The 19,987-nt window shown below is 62.4% G+C and carries 21 protein-coding genes; 1 reads left to right on the plus strand and 20 read right to left on the minus strand.

The window, feature by feature from the left end:
• Positions 1 to 43: 43 nt before the first annotated feature.
• The 6 genes from G4D79_RS03720 to G4D79_RS03745 all read right to left on the minus strand — a co-directional run bounded on the left by G4D79_RS03720 (position 44) and on the right by G4D79_RS03745 (position 5,854).
• Positions 44 to 1,087, minus strand: coding sequence for an L-idonate 5-dehydrogenase (locus G4D79_RS03720; protein WP_030535776.1), 1,044 nt, complete (start codon positions 1,085 to 1,087; stop codon positions 44 to 46).
• Between the two features lie 11 nt (positions 1,088 to 1,098).
• Positions 1,099 to 1,854: an SDR family oxidoreductase gene (locus G4D79_RS03725; RefSeq protein ID WP_007731698.1), complete on the minus strand. Its 756-nt coding sequence runs from the start codon at positions 1,852 to 1,854 to the stop codon at positions 1,099 to 1,101.
• Between the two features lie 95 nt (positions 1,855 to 1,949).
• Complete coding sequence (locus G4D79_RS03730) at positions 1,950 to 3,284, minus strand: MFS transporter (RefSeq protein WP_042447696.1); 1,335 nt, start codon at positions 3,282 to 3,284, stop codon at positions 1,950 to 1,952.
• Complete coding sequence (locus G4D79_RS03735) at positions 3,281 to 4,354, minus strand: biotin-dependent carboxyltransferase family protein (RefSeq protein WP_099696934.1); 1,074 nt, start codon at positions 4,352 to 4,354, stop codon at positions 3,281 to 3,283. The genes G4D79_RS03730 and G4D79_RS03735 overlap by 4 nt, the downstream gene beginning before the upstream one ends.
• Positions 4,347 to 5,054 (minus strand): allophanate hydrolase subunit 1, encoded by a 708-nt coding sequence (locus tag G4D79_RS03740; RefSeq protein ID WP_172403470.1) that lies wholly within the window; start codon positions 5,052 to 5,054, stop codon positions 4,347 to 4,349. The genes G4D79_RS03735 and G4D79_RS03740 overlap by 8 nt, the downstream gene beginning before the upstream one ends.
• Positions 5,051 to 5,854 carry a LamB/YcsF family protein gene (locus tag G4D79_RS03745; RefSeq protein ID WP_042921153.1) on the minus strand — a complete coding sequence of 268 codons (804 nt, stop codon included), beginning with the start codon at positions 5,852 to 5,854 and terminating at the stop codon, positions 5,051 to 5,053. The genes G4D79_RS03740 and G4D79_RS03745 overlap by 4 nt, the downstream gene beginning before the upstream one ends.
• A 191-nt stretch (positions 5,855 to 6,045) precedes the next feature.
• Between G4D79_RS03745 and nac the strand changes: the two genes are divergently transcribed.
• Positions 6,046 to 6,969: a nitrogen assimilation transcriptional regulator NAC gene (gene nac / locus G4D79_RS03750; protein ID WP_050655599.1), complete on the plus strand. Its 924-nt coding sequence runs from the start codon at positions 6,046 to 6,048 to the stop codon at positions 6,967 to 6,969.
• Here the strand turns inward: nac and G4D79_RS03755 are convergent.
• From G4D79_RS03755 to G4D79_RS03820, 14 genes are all read right to left on the minus strand, one after another.
• Positions 6,963 to 7,889, minus strand: a complete 927-nt coding sequence (locus G4D79_RS03755) for a D-isomer specific 2-hydroxyacid dehydrogenase family protein (RefSeq protein ID WP_099696797.1) — start codon at positions 7,887 to 7,889, stop codon at positions 6,963 to 6,965. The genes nac and G4D79_RS03755 overlap by 7 nt on opposite strands.
• Positions 7,890 to 7,934: 45 nt before the next feature.
• Complete coding sequence (locus G4D79_RS03760) at positions 7,935 to 8,717, minus strand: SDR family oxidoreductase (protein WP_099696798.1); 783 nt, start codon at positions 8,715 to 8,717, stop codon at positions 7,935 to 7,937.
• Entirely contained in the window at positions 8,714 to 9,235 is a 522-nt protein-coding gene (locus G4D79_RS03765; RefSeq protein ID WP_180279540.1) for a gluconokinase, read from the minus strand. The genes G4D79_RS03760 and G4D79_RS03765 overlap by 4 nt, the downstream gene beginning before the upstream one ends.
• A gap of 104 nt (positions 9,236 to 9,339) precedes the next feature.
• Entirely contained in the window at positions 9,340 to 10,383 is a 1,044-nt protein-coding gene (gene yut, locus G4D79_RS03770) for an urea transporter (protein ID WP_099696799.1), read from the minus strand.
• 34 nt (positions 10,384 to 10,417) lie between these two features.
• Complete coding sequence (locus tag G4D79_RS03775) at positions 10,418 to 11,365, minus strand: urease accessory protein UreD (protein ID WP_099696800.1); 948 nt, start codon at positions 11,363 to 11,365, stop codon at positions 10,418 to 10,420.
• Entirely contained in the window at positions 11,362 to 12,003 is a 642-nt protein-coding gene (gene ureG / locus G4D79_RS03780; protein ID WP_003943822.1) for an urease accessory protein UreG, read from the minus strand. The genes G4D79_RS03775 and ureG overlap by 4 nt, the downstream gene beginning before the upstream one ends.
• Positions 12,004 to 12,013: 10 nt before the next feature.
• The gene (locus G4D79_RS03785; protein ID WP_099696801.1) at positions 12,014 to 12,727 is read right to left on the minus strand and encodes an urease accessory protein UreF; all 714 of its coding nucleotides are present in this window, start codon (positions 12,725 to 12,727) and stop codon (positions 12,014 to 12,016) included.
• Entirely contained in the window at positions 12,711 to 13,358 is a 648-nt protein-coding gene (gene ureE / locus G4D79_RS03790) for an urease accessory protein UreE (RefSeq protein WP_007731715.1), read from the minus strand. Before ureE ends, G4D79_RS03785 begins: the two co-directional genes overlap by 17 nt.
• 9 nt (positions 13,359 to 13,367) lie before the next feature.
• Positions 13,368 to 15,086, minus strand: coding sequence for an urease subunit alpha (locus G4D79_RS03795; protein WP_003943847.1), 1,719 nt, complete (start codon positions 15,084 to 15,086; stop codon positions 13,368 to 13,370).
• 35 nt (positions 15,087 to 15,121) lie between these two features.
• Positions 15,122 to 15,559 (minus strand): urease subunit beta, encoded by a 438-nt coding sequence (locus G4D79_RS03800; RefSeq protein ID WP_003943812.1) that lies wholly within the window; start codon positions 15,557 to 15,559, stop codon positions 15,122 to 15,124.
• A gap of 29 nt (positions 15,560 to 15,588) precedes the next feature.
• The gene (locus G4D79_RS03805) at positions 15,589 to 15,891 is read right to left on the minus strand and encodes an urease subunit gamma (protein WP_007731718.1); all 303 of its coding nucleotides are present in this window, start codon (positions 15,889 to 15,891) and stop codon (positions 15,589 to 15,591) included.
• A gap of 51 nt (positions 15,892 to 15,942) precedes the next feature.
• Complete coding sequence (gene amt / locus G4D79_RS03810; protein ID WP_007731720.1) at positions 15,943 to 17,628, minus strand: ammonium transporter; 1,686 nt, start codon at positions 17,626 to 17,628, stop codon at positions 15,943 to 15,945.
• Positions 17,629 to 18,197: 569 nt separating this feature from the next.
• Positions 18,198 to 19,193, minus strand: a complete 996-nt coding sequence (locus G4D79_RS03815) for a squalene cyclase (RefSeq protein ID WP_099696802.1) — start codon at positions 19,191 to 19,193, stop codon at positions 18,198 to 18,200.
• Between the two features lie 92 nt (positions 19,194 to 19,285).
• A complete protein-coding gene (locus G4D79_RS03820; protein ID WP_235867718.1) occupies positions 19,286 to 19,981 on the minus strand; it encodes an Imm52 family immunity protein in 696 nt (231 codons plus the stop codon).
• Positions 19,982 to 19,987: the final 6 nt, after the last annotated feature.

Raw genomic sequence — 19,987 nt, forward strand, 5'->3', positions numbered from 1 at the left:
ATTAACCGCCCGCGGTTAATAAAGGCGCACAGGGTCGAAGGACTCAGAACCGCAACAGCACCTTCCCCGACACCGAAGCATCCTTGGCGACTGCGAAAGCTTCCAGAGCTTCCTCGACCGGATATTCGTGTGTGAGAACAGCATCGACAGCAAGCGAACCGTCGGCGAGGGCGAGCAGCACCTCGTCGATTTCGTCGTTGAAGCGGAATGAGCCCACCAACTCCAACTCTCGCGTGATCGCCAGCGAAATGTGTACCGGTTGAGGTCCGGACGGAAGAAGCCCGAGCATGACCACCCGTCCACCGCGCGTCGCCCCGCGAATAGCGGATTCGAGCCCGCGATGATTGCCGGTGCACTCGACGACCACGTCGGCATCGGATGCGGCGACTGCCTCGGCGTCGGTGGCCTCGAGAACCCGATCCGCACCGAGCGTCGACGCGATCTGCAGCGGAACGTCGTGCACGTCGACCGCGGTGATCGACTGCGCGCCTGCTCGTCTGAGCACAGCCACGACCAGTGCGCCGATGGGTCCGCAGCCGACGACCAGCGCCTTCTTCCCGCGTACGTCTCCCGCTCGCGAAACAGCGTGCCAGGCAACGCTTGCCGGTTCGGCTACCGACGCAGTCCGCAGGTCCAACCCCTCGGGCAGTTCCCGGAGCATGCGTGTCGGGAGCACTGCGTATTTCACGAAGGCGCCCTCGGTATGTGGGTACTGCGCTGCACTTCCCAGGTATGTGCAGCAGGGCGAGAGGTTGGGCCGATCGCTCGGGAACCGAGGCGCGGTCCCACCGGGCGTTGCGGGGTGTACGGCCACGGAAGTTCCAACTGCCGGCCCCGTTCCGTCCGCCGCGGCCGTCACGACCGTGCCGACCACCTCGTGACCGAGCAGCATCGGTGCCTTCAGAATCGACTCCCCCGCCGCGCCGTGCGTCCAGTAGTGCAGATCTGATCCACACACACCGCCGTAAGCGATCTCGATCACTGCCTGCTCGGCGGTCGGCGCAGTCAACGCAACATGCTCGACCCGCAGGTCACCTGCCGCATGGGCCACCACTCCGAGCGTCGTTTCCGGTAGTACAAAACTCATGATGCGCTCTCTCAGTCGTTGCGACGGATGAAGTCGAGGCCACCGGGCACCTGGAAGGTGGGGAGCACCTCGATGAGACCAAGATTGACGTGACCAGGAGCGTCGATCGCGAACTCGATGGTATCCGCGATGTCCTTGGTAGTGATGGATTCGTAGCCTTCGTAGAAGGTCTCCCACGCTTCCTTCATGGCTTCGGGCGTGCCGCCGAGGTTGCGACCGAAGATCTCGGTCTCGACCCGGCCGGGGCAGATCTCGGTCACTCGAATCCGCTTGCCGATGCAGTCGTTTCGCAGCTGGCGCGAAATCTGGTGCACCGCAGCCTTGGTCGCGTGGTAGGCAGTGTGGCCGTAGAAGTTGTACAGGCCGGCGATGGAGCTGATGTTGACGACATGACCTAGATCGCGCTCCACCATTCCCGGCAGCAGAATGCGGCACAGGTGCAGCACTGCACGAAGATTCACGTCCACCATCGCGTCGACCGATGCTTCTTCGGCGTCGAGAATGTTTCCGGTTGCGGACACCCCCGCGTTGTTGACGAGGATGTCGATCTCCAGTCCGCCGACAGCTTCGGCGAGCGCGGCGGTGTCGGTGATGTCCACGGGCAGAGGGATCATTCCGGTGCGATCGGCAACCTCACCGAGCTTGTCGGCATTGCGGGCGACGCCGTAGACCGTCAGTCCGCGCTTGGTGAACATCTCGGTGACGGCGGCACCCATTCCGGTGTTGGCGCCGGTGACGAGAGCTGTGCGGTAATCGGAGAAAGGCATTGTGTGCTCCTACAGGAAGAAATTGGTATGACCCGGCGGCCGCCGCGGACTGCAGGCGGCCACCGGGCCGGATCAGGAGTGACTCACGCGAGACGTCACAGAGTGTCGCGTAGCGGAACGTGGGCGCGATCGGTGATGGTGCTGACCGCGATCAGCGTGCCGACTGCGGTGATGACCGCGTAGAAGGCGGGAACGTAGATACCGAATTCGGGGATCAACCAGGTCATCAACAACGGTGCGGTACCACCGAAGAGTGCGGACGAGATGTTGTAACCCAAACCGTAGGCGGAGTAGCGAACCCGCGTGGGGAACAGTTCGACGATCAGGATGTGGATGACGGCTGTGTGCCCGGCGAAGATCACTGCCATGAGGCAAGCACCGAGAACGGCGAGGCCGACGTTGCCGGTCACGATCATGGCATAGCAGGGGATCGCTCCGATCGCCATTGCCGCAGCTGCACCGGCGATGACCTTCTTGCGACCGATCCGGTCGGAGAGAGCACCCATGAACGGAATCGCGAAGCAGATCGCGACCAGGCTGGAGGCGGTGACGAGAAGCGCTGTCCCGGTCGAGAATCCGATCTGATCGCCTTTGAGGAACGTGGGCATGTACGAGAACAGAACGTAGTAGCCGGAACCATTCATCAAGGGGATGAACAGGGCGAGGATCATGGCGCGACGGTGTTCGGGAGTGGAGAATGCTTCCTTGAGCGGATTGCGCGACAAACCGCCGGATTCCTTGAGCCGCTCGAAGTTCGGGGTATCGGAGATCGCGCGGCGGATGTACCAGCCGATGATTCCCATCGGAATGGCCATGAGGAACGGGATGCGCCACGCCCACGATGCGAGTCCGCCGCCGTTGATCGCGTCGGCGTTGAGCCACGGCGACATGGCAAACGCGATCATCGTTCCGGTCAGCAGTGCGAGGAACGACGCGATCTGCGCGTAGCTCGTGATCAAGCCGCGCTTGCCTTCCGGGGCGTGTTCGGCGAGGAACGTCATGGCGCCGGCAGCTTCACCACCGACGGAGAATCCCTGCACGATCCGCAGAAAGATCAGCAGTGCCGGTGCCGCGATACCGATGGCCGCGTAGGTGGGCAGCAAGCCGATACCGGCGGTCGCCACGCTGATCAGCATGATGACGAACACCAACATCTTCTGTCGACCGATCCGGTCGCCGAGGATGCCGCAGACCACCGCGCCGAGGGGCCGAACGAAGAACGAGACCGCGTAGCCGGCGAACACCAGCATCAGCGCGTCGCTCGACTTCGATACGTCGAAGAACACGATGGCCAGTGCCGTCGCCATGAACGCGAAGACACCGTTGTCGTAGAGCTCGACGAAGATGCCGACGCAGCCCGCTGCGACGACTTTCCGGACCTTGCGCGGGTCGGCTACCTGGCCGTCTACCGCTTCGATGGTGTTGGTCATGCTGTCTCCAAAATAGACGCGCGGCGCGGAGCGCTCGCGGGGCGTGTGGTGCCGACGTGGCTCGGTACTCGGGCTTCCGAGGTGTGAAGAGGTATCCGGAGGGTGGTGAATACGTTCTCCACACGCCGCCTCAGCAAGGCGATGCGGTGCTGCTGTTCGCGGTGCTCTGCAACCGCCGTTGCGACGCTGCAGTTCCGGAATCGGACGCGGTGCCCGGGTCGGGCCTGTCCCAGCTGTGAGAGTGAAACGGTGGTGACGACTGCCAGCACCGGATAACCGGCGGTGACGCCTCTACCTCGATGCAGGACCAGAAGTTCGTTGCCAGCGGGTACTTCGACGGCACCGATGGGGACGCCGCGCGAGAGGACCTCGCCGGTGCCGGGGCGCTGTGGGAGCGGCTGCTCATCGGTAGATGCCAGCCGAAGCCCGATGTGATTGCTCTGATCGCCCACCACGAATTCGGTGCCGAACAGCGCGGCTGCACTCTCCCCGAAGTCGTCGATGTCGGGGCCGTCGGTCACCTCGAGCGTCCACACGTTGCCGAAGGACGGTCGGTCGGGCAACAACCGGAACAGCGGTAGCCGGAAGACCGGGTGGTCGATCGGCGGGCAGTCGGTGTCGACGACCAGCGTCTCCCCCGCGGTCAAGTGACGGCCGAATCCGAGGACCTGGTCGGGAGCGCAGCTGCCCAGGAGGTAGTCGGCCGTCAGCTCTCCGTGGACGGCGACGTAGACGCGCAATCCGTCGTGGATTCCGGTGACGGCAAGCCGCTGACCGGCTCGCCAGACGATCGGTTCCCACTGCGGTTGCCGATGTCCGTCCACCGTCACCGTTGCGGGTGCACCCGTGACGGCGATCAGCAGATCCGTGGACGCCGACGCTGAAAAGTCGAGGGCCGTCAACTCCAGTAGCGGGGCCTCGCGCCTACTACCCACCAACGCGTTGGCGATCTCCGCGCTGATCTGGTCGGCTGCGCCGCCCGTCGCCTGACCGAACTGTGACGCCGATCCACGCCCCAAATCCTGGACGGAGCTGATTCCGGGAGTCAGGACGGTGACGGTCTCAGCCATGGGGATCACCCCCTACGGGCAGGAGCGAGCGTCCGTCGAAGTCGTCCCAGCGATCGGCGTCGATCGCACGGAAGACGAACAGATCGCCCGGGCGGTAGGCAGAAATCTGCTCCGACGCCGGATCGACCAAGATGAGCGGGGTCCGGCCGATCACTGCCCAACCGCCGGGCGCAGGCCTGGCCGAAACGACTGCCTGACGTCCGGCCACCGCAACGGAACCGGCCGCGACGTGCGGTCGCGGGCTCGATCGGCGCGGGATGGGAAGGCCGAACGCCGGGCCGTCGAGCATCGGGGCGCCGCCGGGTGAGCCGTAGCAACGCATGACCAACGGGGCTGCGGAGTGAAGGCGCACCACTTCGGCTTCGGTGACGCCGAGAAACCGCGCTGTATCACCCAGGTCCGGGCCGTGTTCGCCCCCGTAGACGACGGGGATCTCGAACGTCCTAGGTTCACCTTCCAGTGGTCGGGGGATAGTCGTTGCTTCGCGAACCAGGCCGCGGACGGCGTCGTGGTCGGTGAGGAGGTTGTCGAACTCGACCAGCAGGGCGTCGTATGTCGGGATGACGCTGACGATGCCGTCGGCACCGAGATCGAAACGTGCAGCGATCGATCGAACGGTGTTCCAGTTCTGCTCGGCGGTCCCGCCGCTGACACTGACGCGAACGGCGGCGTCACCGCAGTCGGCGACGTAGGTCTTCACGCGGGACACCCGACATCACGGGCCCGCCGTGACGCCACGACCCGGGTCAGCGGCGCAATGGTGACACCGGCGGCCTCGAGCGCGGCGCGAATCGCCTTCGCGTTCGCGACGGCACCGGGGTTGTCACCGTGCACGAGGACCGTATCGGCGACAACCGGGATCAACGTGCCGTCCACAGCTTCGACGACTTCCTCGACCACCATCCGAACGGTCCGCTCGACCAGAACGTCGACGTCGTGAATCACCGCTCCCGGCTCGCTGCGGGGCACGAGAGTTCCGTCGGAGTTGTATGCGCGATCCGCGATTCCGACGATGCCGACGCTCAATCCGCGGGCAGTCGCCTCGTCGGCCAACGCCCCGTCCTGGGCGAGCACGATCAACGACGGATCGAAGGCCGCGACCGCATCGACGACGGCGCGCGCGTAATCCTGGCGTACGGCAACAAGATTCCCGAGCTTGCCGTGGGGAGCGATGTGCGACAACGACGTTCCGCTCGCGACCGCAAAGGCGTGAAGGGCGCCGAGTTGGAACAGCACGTCGGTTCGGACCTCGTTCTCACTGAGATCCATCGCGCGACGTCCGAATCCGGCGAGGTCCGGAAAACTCGGATGCGCGCCGATGCCGATACCGCGCGATACGCACCCCCGCACGGTCGCATCCATGGTTCGTGGATCGCCTGCATGGAATCCGCAAGCGATGTTGGCCGAAGTCAGCGTGTCGAGCAGAGCATCGTCGGCGCCCATGGTCCACGTGCCGAAACCTTCGCCGAGATCGGCGACAAGATCGATGCTGGTTGCCATTTCGGTCCTTCCGGTTCGTTTACTTGTTCGTACGGGCGCCGTTGCCCGTGGTTGGTCCGACTGTCGAAGTTCTGTGTGTCGACTTCGGTGTTTCTGGGACGCTACTCAGGAACGCCAAAGGGTTGTTAATACCGTTTCGCGTTGGGGTGATCGGAATTCGATATGTCCGTTGAGCTGGTAGTTTGCACAGCATGGACACGAGAAGGCTCTACTCGTTCGTACGAATTGTCGATGCCGGCAGCATCACCCGAGCCGCCGACATCCTGCACATCGCACAACCCGCCCTGAGCCAACAGATGACGTCGCTGGAAACGCAGTTCGGTCAGCAACTTCTGATCCGCAGCAAACAGGGTGTCGAGCCGACCGATGCGGGGCACGCACTCTATCGGCATGCTCAGGTGATTCTGCGTCAGGTGGAGAGTGCCCAGGCCGAGGTGTCCGTGGTCGGACGGGCGCTGGCGGGTGGCGTCTCGGTCGGCCTCGCCCCGTACAGCACCGCGACGGCAATCGCCTTGCCGCTCTTGGCCCGTGTGCGCGAGCAGCACCCGAATATCTTGTTGCACATCAACGAGAACTTCGGTGGCGTGCTCAGCGAAGCGATGATGACCGGTCGCATGGATCTGGCGTTGTTGTACGACGCCGGCCCGATCAAGGGTGTGACGTTCGAACGCTTGCTCACCGAGGAGCTGGTGGTGGTTGCGCCGTTCGGTACCGGACTGGCAGGCGAATCGGGATCCGACATCTCCCTGCCCGAGATCGCCGAACTGCCACTATTGCTTCCGGGTCGGATGCACACCATCCGCAAGGTGGTGCAGCAGGCTTTCGACCGTGCAGAGCAGCAACCGAACGTCGTGGCCGAAGTGGAATCGGTGATGACGCTGTCCGAGGCCGTACGCACCGGATTGGGCGCGACGGTTCTGCCGTGGTCGGTGGCCCGCAGGGTCATGGACGTCGAAGCGCTCGAGCTACGACGCATCGAGCCGGGCATCGAAGTGCATGTCTCCCTTGGCACCCCGGCCAATCAGCCCCTCTCCAAACCGGCCGAGGCGGTGCGCGATGTTCTGCGCACCGTCGTTGCCGATTACGTGAAGGGAACCAACGCGAGCGGTCAGTAGCCCGCCGACGGATCGATCACGGCGGCGAGGTCCTCACCTGCGGCGAATCGGGCGACGTTGGCTGCAACGTGATCTGCCAGGACGCGGGTGAGCGTCGTAGCCGGGTTGGCGACGTGTGGAGTGATGATCGCGTTGGGCAGCTTCCACAACCGATGCCCGTCCGGCAACGGCTCGGGATCGGTGACGTCCAGTGCCGCCCCGCCGATCGAACCGGCTTCCAGTGCGTCGACCAATGCGTCCGTGTCGACGAGGGTGCCACGCGCGATGTTCACGATCCAGCTCGACTCCGACATCTGGTCCAGTTCGGCCTTGCCGACCAGATGCCGCGTCGCGGATGTCGACGGTGCTGCGATCACGAAGTGATCTGCCTTGGACCAGATTTCGCCGGTGCGGTCGGCCGAGAGCGTTTCGGAAGCACCCTCGACAGGGGTCCCGGAGCGGGTGATCGCGATGACCTTGACTTTGGACGCGGCGAGGTACGGGATCAACGCACGGCCGATTCCGCCGCAACCGATGATCGCCACTGTCGAGCCCTGCAAAGTGCCCACCCGCGGGTCGAACTCTTCCTTGCGCCACGACTGCGCCGCCAATTGTTCGGGGAGAGAACGAACTCCGGCGAGGAGAAGCATCATCGCATGTTCGGCAACATTGCCCGCGTACGCTCCGGCAGCAGACGTCCAGACCCGCTTGTCGTCGATCACCCCGGCGTCGAACCAGGGCTCGATGCCGGCGAACGGCAACTGCACCCAGCGAACCGAATCGGGTAGCGACGACGGGAACGTCTCCGGCCCGTGTACCCACACGAGGCCCTCGGCGTCTGCCAGTGGAACGAGAACTCCACCGGCTCGGCGTATTCCGTCGGCGACGTGAGGATCCTCGACGGGACCGAGGTGGATACGAGGGGCGCTGGCGTCTGTCATGTGGGTGCTTTCTGTTCGAGTAGCGGACGATCTAACAGCGGACAATCAGACGACGGCCGTCATTCCGCCGTCGACGTAGAGGATCTGACCGTTGACGAAATCCGAAGCCGGGGAGGCCAAGAACAGTAGCGACCCGATCAGCTCCTCGGTACGGCCCCAACGTCCGGCGGGTGTCCGCTTGGCAAGCCACGCGGTGAACTCCGGATCGTTGACCAGCGCAGAGGTCAGTTCGGTGTCGAAGTATCCCGGTGCGATCGCGTTGATCTGCAAACCGAAGGGTGCCCAGTCGGCGCACATTCCGCGGGTGAGCATCTTGAGCCCGCCCTTGCTGGCCGCGTACGGTGCGATTCCCGCTCGGCCGAGTTCGCTCTGCACCGAGCAGATGTTGACGATCTTCCCGTGTCCGCGCTCGACCATGCCGCGGGCGAATTCACGTCCGACGTAGAACGCACTGGTCAGGTTGGTGTCCATGACACGCCGGAAGTCGTCGTCGCCGAACTCGAGAAGCGGGGCGCGGTGCTGCACGCCGGTGTTGTTGACAACGATCTCGACCGGGCCGACCTCCGCCTCGATGCGTGTCGCCGCATCCCGGACGGCGGCCGAATCGGTGACGTCGAACGCGTATGCGTGCACCGTTGCGCCGGTCGCGTCGCCGATGCGTCGACGCTCGGCTTCGAGCACGTCGGAATTTCGGCTGTTGAGCACCACCACCGCACCCGCCTCGGCGAGACCAGTCGCGAGGGCCGAGCCGATGCCTCGGCTCGAACCCGTCACCAGCGCGACCTTCCCGGAAATGTCGAACGGGCCGGGGCTTGCGGTGCTACTCACGCTGTGACGCTCCTCTGAGATGTATGGATGTAGTCGACTGCCTCGCCCACCAGTGTGCTCGGTTCGGAGACGACATTCAGCGTGATGCCGCGCTCGTCGTCTGTAAGCGGTTCGAGAGCCTCGAACTGGGAGATGAGCAGACTCTCCGGCATGAAGTGCCCGGCGCGGGAACGCATACGTGCGGAGATAGTCTCGAAATCACCGGCCAGGTGGACGAACTGCACGTCGAGACCGTCCGGGCGCAACCGGCCCCGATAGTCCTTTCGCAGAGCCGAACAGGCAACGACGCCTGTTCGTCCCGCATCGGCACGCTCGGAAAGCCAGGCCGCGATCGCGTCGAGCCACGGCACACGGTCTTCGTCGGTCAACGGTGTCCCCGAACGCATTTTGGCGACATTGGACTTGGGGTGCAGATCGTCACCGTCGACGAAGTCTGCCCCGAGAGACGTGGCGAGACCCACTGCCACGGTGCTTTTTCCAGCACCGGCCACACCCATCACAACTACCTGCACGGTCATGCTTCGACCATGCCCGACTACCGAAGGCCAGACAATACTCGAGTGATACCGGTTCGCGAGGGTGCCATAGCGGAACGATCTAGGAACTTCTGCCCGTTCGAGCCCTATCCGTTCGCCTTTGCGATCGAATCCTTGCCCTCGGCCGCTCCACCCTCGATGGTGTCGTGCTGGATGGGAACGAACTTCTTCTTCGGCAGCAGGAACAGCCACGTCGCGAAGACGAACGGGCCCGTTCCGGCCGGCAGGCTGATCGGAGCAAAGGCAGACACCAGCGTGCCGTGGATGACAACAGTCACCAGTACTCCGAAGACGGTGTAGACGAACACACGCCACGACGGGTTGTAGAACACCGATCCGAGAGCAATTGCCGTCAGCACCGAACTGAGCCCGTAGAGACCATTGCCGATGTCGACGGTGTTTGCGCCCAGCGCCAGTACCGAACCCATCGCTATCGCGGAACCGATGAGCGCGAACAACGCCGCCCAACGCGACGCGACCAGCAGCGCGATCACGAAGATAATGCCGGTGACGGTGTTGTTGATCAAAAAGATCTGGGAGACGTTGCGGAACAGCGTGTCCCACAGGAAGCTGAAAGTGATGTCGGCATGAACTGACGCCTCCCCGATGTGCTGGGGAAACTGGCCCGCGCTGAGGTCTGACGTTTCGATCCGCAGGAACTGGAACGCCGCAAGAAGGAAGAACCAGTTGACGAGGTTGAACGGAAAGGTCAGCGCCGGTACGCCCCACGTCTTGAAGACATTGGCAACGGCCAGGAACGCGATCGTCGACGCGGCAGCTCCCACCACGAGGTAGATCCACAGCATCACGCCGCCGGCAAGGAACGTCGGAAAGGCAGCTCCCACAAGAACTCCGTTGTATCCGTACAGGCCGATACGCATCGAATCGTCGTCGGAGTGCAGCATCATGCCGGTGACGGTGGATACCACCAGACCCACCACGGCACCGATCGCGACGGTGATCGTGTCCGCGGCTATCGCGCCCCAGAACATACCGACCAGAAACAGCAGGCCCGTCAGCGCATTGCCCTGGAACATCACCTGCCCGGAGCCTTTGAGATTCGTGTCGATGAATCTGAGCACGACGTTCTTGTCCGCGACGTCGTCCCACGGTTTGGTGATGGTGGTCATCGCGCGTTCCTCGATCCCTATCAGGCAATCCGCGTCATCCCCAGAGCGGGACGGGCGGAATGGTGGTGTCCAGAACTGCCTTTCGTACCAGAGACCAGAAATCACGGACCTTCGCCTTGACGGGTTCGCTCTCCGGACCGAGGACTTTGAAGATGAGACCGGCGTCGTTCGGTAGCCGGCTCGCCCCGGAGACGACCTTGCCGTCACGGCCCGGAACTATCTCCTCGAGAATGGCGTCTGCGTGCTCCTTCGGTGTCAGTAGGATGACATTGCCGAAGACGTCGTGGTCGCCCATGATTCCGCCGTATCGCACGGGGAAGCGTGCCGGTTCGATCACCAACTTCTCGGTGAAGAGATTCTTCCCGTCCGGGCGCTTCGCCTTGATCAAGGTGGAGTACAGGTCGTAGACGAACATCTCTCCGCCGTCGTGATACTTGCGACCCGGCATCACGATCTCCGAGAACAACAGCGTTGCAGTCGGATCCACCGTGATGTCGGTGCGCGCGTAGTACCTCGCGCTGCGGTGTGGGATCGTCACTCCCGGCATCAGTTCGAGATACGAATTCTCGGCCAGCACCACTTTCTGGAGTTGTGACGCGTGATTGGCATCCATCCGGTGGACTTTGGTAGCCGACTGGGTGGTCACGTGTGCAAGGGAACCTGGCTCCATTTCGATGGTCAGGAACAACCGATCACCTTGCAGCACACTGCCGGAGGTCGAGATCATGTAGACGCACGGCATGGTCGGCAACGCTTCGTCCCAGTACAGCGCCTGCTGAACCAGCAGCGGTGTCTTGCGGTACATGTCCCGCAGGATCGTCTTGTCGCCGCGGTCGACAAATCGCATCTCGAGAACCCCGGTCTTACCGACCTTGCCGGCCGGCGCCTGCTTCGGCTGGTCCTGGTACTGATCGAGTTCCGGGATGGTCGGGATCGGCCCCGGGAGCGACCGCGATGCTCCCGGGACGGGCGGTGCACTCACGGTACGCTCGCTCCCACTTCCTCTTCGTCGAAGAGGACTCCGTGCACGATGAGGTCCACCACTTCCTTGATGCCTTCCCCGGTCATGCAATTGGTGAAGACGAACGGCTTGTCGCCGCGCATTCCCTTGGAGTCGCGATCCATGACTCCGAGATCAGCGTTGACGTACGGTGCGAGATCGGTCTTGTTGATGACCAGGATGTCGGACTGCGAGATTCCCGGACCGTTCTTGCGCGGAATCTTGTCGCCTGCGGCCACATCGATGACATAGATGAAGAAGTCGACGAGAGCCGGACTGAACGTCAGTGTGAGGTTGTCGCCGCCACTTTCGATGAACACCACGTCGGTGTCGGGGAACGTCTTCTCCATGTCCTCGACCGCCGCGAGATTCATACTCGGGTCTTCGCGGACGGCGGTGTGGGGGCAGGCTCCCGTCTCTACGCCGACGATACGTTCCTCCACGAGAACACCTTTGAGAGCCTTGCGCACATGCTTGGCATCTTCGGTGGTGACCACGTCGTTGGTGATGATCAGAACGCTGGTGCCCCGCTTGATGAACTCCGGTGTGATCGCCTCGATGAGCGCGGTCTTACCCGAACCCACGGGTCCGCCGATTCCGATGCGCGTTGTCTTCTTCATTGTTCTCCTTCTAGTTCATGAACATTCGGACGTGCGCCTTGACGTGCACCGCAGCCAGAATGTCGATCATCGGGGCGAAATTGGACATGTCGTCGAGTCCGTAGTCACGCACTGCGGCGTACTCACGGCCGGCGCTCTGATTGACCTCGAACAGAATCTCTTGCGTCGCGAGGTGATCGACTCGGACGATACGAAGGGCAGCGCCGAGCAACGTCATCGCGACACCGTACTGATTGACCGTGAAAGCGTCCTCTTCCGGAGAACCCATCTCCGCGAAAGCAATTCCGAGGCCGACGGGGTAGGTACCCGGTGTCTCCCCCGATGCGATCGCGGCCAACCACTTGTTGAACAGGGTCTCACCGGCCAAGCGCCCGCCGAGTTCGGCCAACTTCTTACCCATGCGGGTACTCATCGTGCGTGCTTCTTCGTTGAGTTTGCGTTCGATCACTGCATGATCAGCGGCGAGGATCGCCGAGAAATCACCGGCTGCCGCACCCCGGTGCGCCGCGAGTACGGCGATACCGTCGCACGTCGCGCCCTGATGGGCGGCCGAGAGCACAAACTCCCGCAGCGACGGACCACCCGTGACAATTCCCTGCGCCACGGCCGATTCCAAACCGTTGGAGAACGAGAAGGAACCGACCGGGAACATGGAATCGGAAAACTGCATCATCCGCATCGCGCGGTTGATGCTGAGCCCGGATCCCTCAGACGAGAGGGTCATGGGTATGCCCCTCGCCCTCACGCGCGGCCGCACCGAACAAACGGCGTGCCTCGTGTGGAGCGATGTAGGGAATGACCTCGGCGCCCGGGATGAAGGTGTACTCGATGCCCTCGAAAGCATGTGTCCGCATCACCGAGCCCATGACCGCCTTGTCGACGGTCAACGGAACGTAGACCTTCATTCCCTTCACCACCGCAGGCCAGTGCTGGTTACCCACGGCATGTCCCAACTCCAGGCACGTCTGAATCATCTTCTCGGGCGTGACGTCGACCAGCGCGCTCAGGTCGATCTCCAAAACGTCCTTGAGGTTGATCCTGGCCACGACCACGGTGTTCGCCGGCTCGTCCCACAGCAGAATGTCGCCGTCCTGCAACTGAATACCCCGATCGAGCGAGACGGCCAATTCACGGCCACCGATCGTGGTGCGTCGTAACCGACTCTTCTGCGCTTCCCACTGATCGAGCGACAAGACGTCGACTACCGCATTATCGAGTCGACCGGCCCACTCCTCGTCGGTCTCCTTCCCGAGCAGCGCGTCGACTCGCGTCGGCTTTCCGCTCGGCGCGGTCATCTCGCCGTGCGTGTGTGGCGTCGCATCGGCGCCGTGCGTGTGTGTGATTGTTCCCGACACTGGAGACCCCTAACTGAAGAAGTAAAGTTGGTTCAAGCGAATGGATTCGGCAGGTTCGACGTATGCGTGGACGCCGTCCGCAGTCACCGCGAAGGTCTCCGGGTCCACCTTGATTTCCGGAGTGGCCGAGTTGCGAACCAGATCACGCTTGGTGACTGTTCTGGTCCCCTCGACAGCAACAACTTGACGTTCGAGACCGAGCCGATCCTTGATACCGTCGTCGAGTGCCGCTCGCGAGACGAACGAGACCGAACTCTGCGGCAACGCCTTGCCGAATCCACCGAACATCGGCCGGTAGATCACCGGTTGTGGTGTCGGGAGCGACGCATTCGGATCTCCCATGGCGTGCCAGCTGATCAGACCGTTCTTGATGATCGTCTTCGGCTTCGCGCCGAAGAATGCGGGCTCCCAGAGAACAAGATCCGCCATCTTCCCGACACCGATCGACCCGACCACATGCGAAAGACCGAACGTCAACGCTGGATTGATCGTGACCTTCGCGACGTAGCGCAACACGCGGAAGTTGTCGTGTGTCGGTGAATCCTCTGGCAGCTTTCCGCGGGACCGCTTCATGCAGTCCGCTGTTTGGATCGCGCGAAGCCAGTTTTCTCCGACGCGGCCCATCGCCTGCGAGTCACTCGAGAACATCGAGATGACGCCCATGTCCTGCAGTACGTTCTCGGCACCGATCGTCTCCGCGCGAACGCGAGACTCGGCAAACGAAACATCCGAGGGCACTTTGGGATTGAGGTTGTGACAGACCATGATCATGTCGAAGAGCTCGGCCTGAGTGTTGATGCCGTACGGCAACGTCGGATTGGTCGACGCCGGAAGTACGTTGTCCTCGCCCGTCACCCGCAGAATGTCGGGTGCGTGACCACCACCCGCACCCTCGCTGTGATAGGTGTGAATGGTACGGCCTTCGAAGGCCGCGATGGTGTCCTCGACGTATCCGGCCTCATTGAGGGTATCCGTGTGAATGGCGACCTGAACGTCCATTTCGTCTGCCACCCGAAGAGACTCACGAATTGTGGCCGGTGTCGCGCCCCAGTCCTCGTGGACCTTCAGACCGGCCGCACCGGCCTTGATCTGTTCGACCAGCGACTGATGCCCGGACGAGTTCCCCTTGCCCAACATGCAGACGTTGACCGGCAAACCCTCGTTGGCCTTGAGCATCATCTCCATGTTCCAGATACCGGAAGTGATGGTGGTGCCGTTGGTTCCGTCGGTCGGGCCGATGCCGCCACCGATCAGCGTCGTCACTCCCCCACTGAGCGCGTGGTACGCCTGCTGTGGTGACACGAGGTGCACGTGCGGATCGATGCCGGCCGCAGTGAGGATCATCTGCTCACCGGAAATCGCGTCGGTCGCCGGACCGGTGGTCAGCCCCGGGGTGACGCCTTCCATCGTGCTGGAGTTTCCCGCCTTGCCCCAGCCGACGATCTTGCCGTCTTTGATTCCCACGTCTGCCTTGACGACGCCGATGGTTGCATCGACGATGACCACGTTGGTGATCACGAGGTCGAGGGCACCGTCGATGCTGCACGACTCCGGATCCTGGCCCATGCCGTCGCGCAGCGTCTTGCCGCCGCCGTAGATCGACTCGTCGCCGATCGTTCGAAGATCTTCCTCGACCTCGATGTACAGGTCGGTGTTGCCGAGCCTGATCTGGTCACCCGTGGTGACCCCGAACAGACCTGAATACTCTTGTCTCGAAATGCTTGTCATGGGTGTTGCTCTCCTTCGTCCGCCGTGAACGAGAATCAGTCGGTTTGAGGTTCGGACAGGAAGCCGAGTTCTTCGGCACGCTGGACGGCTCCGGGGAGCCTCGGCCGGTAGGCGGCGTGGGTCGGCGCCCAACCGTCGACAAGTCCGTTGAAGCCTTGCACTCGTTGCTTGCCGCCGAACGGCACCAACGTCACTTCCTTCTCGTCGCCCGGCTCGAACCTGACCGCCGTGCCCGCGGGAATGTCGAGGCGCCAGCCGAAGGACTGTTCACGATCGAAGGACAACGCGCGATTGACTTCCATGAAGTGGTAGTGCGAACCCACCTGGATGGGACGGTCACCGGTGTTTCGGACTCGCAACTTCAAACGTGGACGGCCCTCGTTGAGTTCGATCGGCTCGTCCCGCAACACGTATCCGCCGACCGGTACTTTCTTCTCGCCGCCGGAATCCTTCTTCGTCGATTTGCTTGCCATCTTGGAGTGCTCCTGACATCTCGGTCGGGCTACTGGATCGGAGAGTGCACGGTGACGAGCCGGCTACCGTCGAGGAACACCGCCTCGACCTGCACACGTGGAATCATCTCCGCCACACCGTCCATCACGTCGTCGACCGTCAAGGCGTGCGATGCGTCGGCCATGACCTCCTCGAGAGTCTTGCCCTCCCGAGCTCCCTCCAGGGCGGCTGCAGTGATAACTGCGACGGACTCCGGGTGATTGAGTTTGAGCCCCTTTGCCTTTCGCCTCAGTGCGACATCCGCCAACATGAGGATTGTCAGCTTGTCGAGTTCTCGCGGTGTCAGATGCATTCTGAACGCTCCTTGTCGATCATGCGGTAACTCCCTGTCGTCGAATACATGTCAGCTCCCCTGTTCCGTCGCTTCGGTGAGAGGTTCGGCCGCTTGCTGGACGAAACCGCTCCTCCTGCCGCCCGAGTACTCGTTGATCGCGTCCAGAACCGCCTGTGCATGTTCCGAGGCGACCAGCACCTCGACACGCAACCGCTCGGTGAACACGACGTCGTTGCGTTGTCCGCGGAACTTGAGCGAGGCCGAGTCACTCGCGGAGACATGCGCTTCCGATACGACTATCGACTCCGCTCCGGCGGCCAGCAGCGCCTCCCGTAGCTTCTCGGACTCGATGGTCTGCAATACCGCGGTGATGAGTTCGTGCTTCGGGGCGCCGAGGTTCGGAACAAGTTTTGCCCCCTCGACCAGGACCCCCGAGTCGAACCCGCTGGTCTGCGGCGCACCACCCGCGTCCACGAATGCGGCGTTGTAGCGGTATGCGTCCATGCCTTGCTGACGACGGTCGATGTCCACCTGGTCTTTCGGGGCCAGCTTGAGACCGATGGTCTTCTCGATGCCCGTGGCGATCAGCCAGGTCACCACGAACGAGAAAGCGATGACGACGATCAACGCCAGCGCCTGCTCGCCGAGTAGTCCTGCCCCGCCGCCGAAGAAGAGTCCGTCGCGGCCGATCGAATTGATGGCTTTTTCGCCGAACAAACCGAGAAGGAGTGAACCGAGGATGCCGCCGATGAAGTGGACCGCGATGACGTCGAGCGCGTCGTCGAACTTGAAGATCGACTTGAGCGCGAGCGCGAAGTGGCAGACCAGTCCGGCAAGCGCGCCGATCGCCAACGCGGAGAAGGTGCTGACGAAGCCGGCGCAAGGGGTGACGGTCGCGAGACCGGCTACCGCGCCGGTGATTCCGCCGATCGCCGTGGCCTTGCCCTCGGTGTACCTTTCGATGACGAGCCAGACGACCATACCGCCCGCTGCGGCGATGTGAGTGTTCATCAAGGCTTGTGCCGCAACACCATCGGCAGCCAATCCGTCGCCTGCGTTGAATCCGAACCAGCCGAACCACAGGATGCCTGCGCCGATCAACGCCAGAGGCACCGAGTGCGGGACTGCCTCGGCGTTGGGCCATCCCGGACGTTTACCGACCACCAGCAAGATTGCCAGGGCGGCGGCGCCGGCGGATGCGTGGACGACAATTCCGCCGGCCCAGTCCTGAGCTCCGCGGAGCGCCAACCAGCCTTCGGGATTGAAGAGCCAGTGTGCAATCGGGGGGTAGACGATGATCGACCACAGCACGAGCAGAACGGCCCAGCCCAAGGGCTTGAGCCGGTTTGCGGTCGCACCGGTGATCAGCGCGGGCGTGATGATCGCGAACATCATCTGATAGACCACGAACGCCAGAGTCGGTACCGCGACTGCACCTTCGATCAGGTGGAAGCCCGGGGCGGCGGCTGTGTGTATGTCCTGCAAGCCGAACAATTTGAGGTCACCGAGGAAGCCGGAACCCCAGTCTCCACTGAACGCGAAGCTGTATCCGAACACGACCCAGGTAATCGAGACGAGTCCGAGTGGGACGAGGTTCTGCTGCAACATGACGAGTGCACTGCTACCACGCACCAGACCGGCGTAGAAGAAGGCGAGTCCGGGAACCATGAAGAGAACCAGACCCGCGGAGATCAGCACCCACGCCGTGTCCCCACTGTCTATCACTGCTTCGGCTAACACCATTTCCATCGACATCGACGACCTCCGAGCATTATTCGGACCTGAACAAAGTCATTGGTTAGAGCAGCAATTCGCGATGTTCCGGTTCGCTGCGACAGTTACGCTACGCCCCATAGTTGCACCTTCTCAGCAAAATCGGGGGAACATCCGGTTTTCACGTTTAGTAGAGCATTGTTCTGGGAAAAGATGGGACTTTGCCTAAACATTGCGGACGCTCCACAACCTACAATTGCGGGACTAATTCTCGTCGAAAGTGGTTTAAATCTTGCAAAATGGGGAACGTAGCCGCAGGTGAGCGCCACTTTCTGAGCAGAAATGCCGTTTCCAGCTCGGGACTTAGCTCCCTAACCACGACAGCTGCGAGCGCCTTATTTGATTACCAACGTCGGTTACCCGCCTATCCAATCGGGTAGGTAATTTCACCGAACATCTTCTCACCTGTTCAGATGATTAACCTTCACCGCACTGAGGGCAATCCTGTCGTTAATATGTTCTTCATCCGTACTGGATATTTTGACCGGAAAGTCGAAGATCACCTTTCGATAACCTTTAAAGGTGAAATAATTTTCGCTGTAACTATTTTGTTATGCAGAACCTAGAGGGGAGGATTGATCCCACCAGGCGAGCACTCGGATGCCGGACAAAGTCAGCCACTTCGACGGCTCCCCCGCCTTTGTGTCGACCTCGAACCACACCCGCCCCGGTTGGCGACCGGCCTGGAGCCACGTCCCATCCGAGGCTCGAGCGGCCCGGATCATCTCGATCGCGTCCGCCATTCGCGGATCAGGCTCATTTCCATCCGACAACGACGCTTCGCGGAAGTAGTCGGCTGCGTTGAGCACGTTGTAACGCCACCGGAACGGGTACGCGAACCGGCCGATCCAGTCCCCCACCGGTTCCACGGTCGAGAGTCTCCGGAACAGACCGCGCTGCAGCAAGAATTCCTCACCGGATCGTCGAGCCGCGCGCGTCTCAATTGTTCCCCCGGTCGCGATCTCGTACGCGAGAAGCCCTTTGAGTGAATTGAGGGTCGAATGGAACGACGATCGGGTCGAACCTTCGATCCACTCGCAGTTCCAACCACCATCCGGAAGTTGATGCCGCACAAACCAATCAGCCAGTTCATCAACGCGCATGTCGAGCCACACACCGTTTGCCACCGTCCAGGCGTTGATGCAGCAATCGACCTCACCGTCCCAGTACGGCCGGCCCTCGTACTCCCAGCGACAGTTCTCCGCGAGCAGTTCTGCGGTACGACGCTCCCGCAGAACACTGGCGTCGAGGCCCCACTCCCGCAATGAGTTGAGCGTCCAGGTTGTTGCCGTCCAGGGTTGCGAACTTTGTTCTGCTGCTTCGGGTCCCGCAAAGTCGAATTCAGCCGGGAAGTACGCCCCACCCGCCCATTGGCCGTCTCGGTCCTGCAATGAAAGCAGGCGTGCACCAAATCCTTCGGTGGCGATCGACGCGCGCGTCGCCGCCCACACAGTGGGCGCTTCGTTCACCAGGTCGCGCTCCACCTGCCACCGAATCGCTGGATCCGAATCGAGGAGCCACGCGAGCAAGTCGATTCGGGATGCCATCTGGCAATACTATCGAAAGGCGAAGCAGGCCATCCGGTTAACACATTTCTCGCCGTCTGATGCAATGGTGAATTCCAGACCCGTTGCGGGGCCTACACCGGGTAACCCAACGCCGCCCGCACCGCCACGAGGTCGGCGGCAGCGACCTCCATTGGCTTGTCCCCCAACCGAATCAACGTGCCAATGGGCAGCTCCTCTACCACCGCAGATTGGGGGAGTTTGCTGCGATCGAACGTAACTCCTGAATGGAAGTATGTTTCCCATCCCACCTCCACCTCACCTTTCGACCGATTCTGAAGGTGCCGGTAGTCGCCGATGCTCCACCGAGCCCGATCCGGATCCCAATGCTTGACGATCACTCTCACGATCGCGTCTCCGATATCCGGGTCGAGCAACCGCCGGGTACTGTCGGTGAGCTGCTTCTCCGTCGGCAACGACACCCGGACACTGTTGGGAGCACTGGTTTCCAGCCCGCCGACCCAGGCACCGACCCGGCGCGCGGTCCCGTCCTCGGGCGACAAGTCGATGTCGTAACCCGGTCCCGGGGTGTCCGAATACCCCATCTCCTTCGAGCGGGAATGCTCGAAGATTCGCACCAACCCGTCCACACTGAGATCTGCTGGCACCTTGTCGAACTCGGCAGTCGACACCCACGGCAACGCCAACCCCGGGTCGACCGCTTCCAGATCATCGAGGAAAGCCCGCATCGTCTGCGCCACCTCCTGACTCGACTGCACCCGCGTGCCCCAATATCCGGCTACCGTCGGCCGCCGCCCGAACATGCTCATCGCCCC

This window comes from Rhodococcus sp. WY5 (genome assembly GCF_018588185.1).
GTDB lineage: Bacteria > Actinomycetota > Actinomycetes > Mycobacteriales > Mycobacteriaceae > Rhodococcus_F > Rhodococcus_F qingshengii.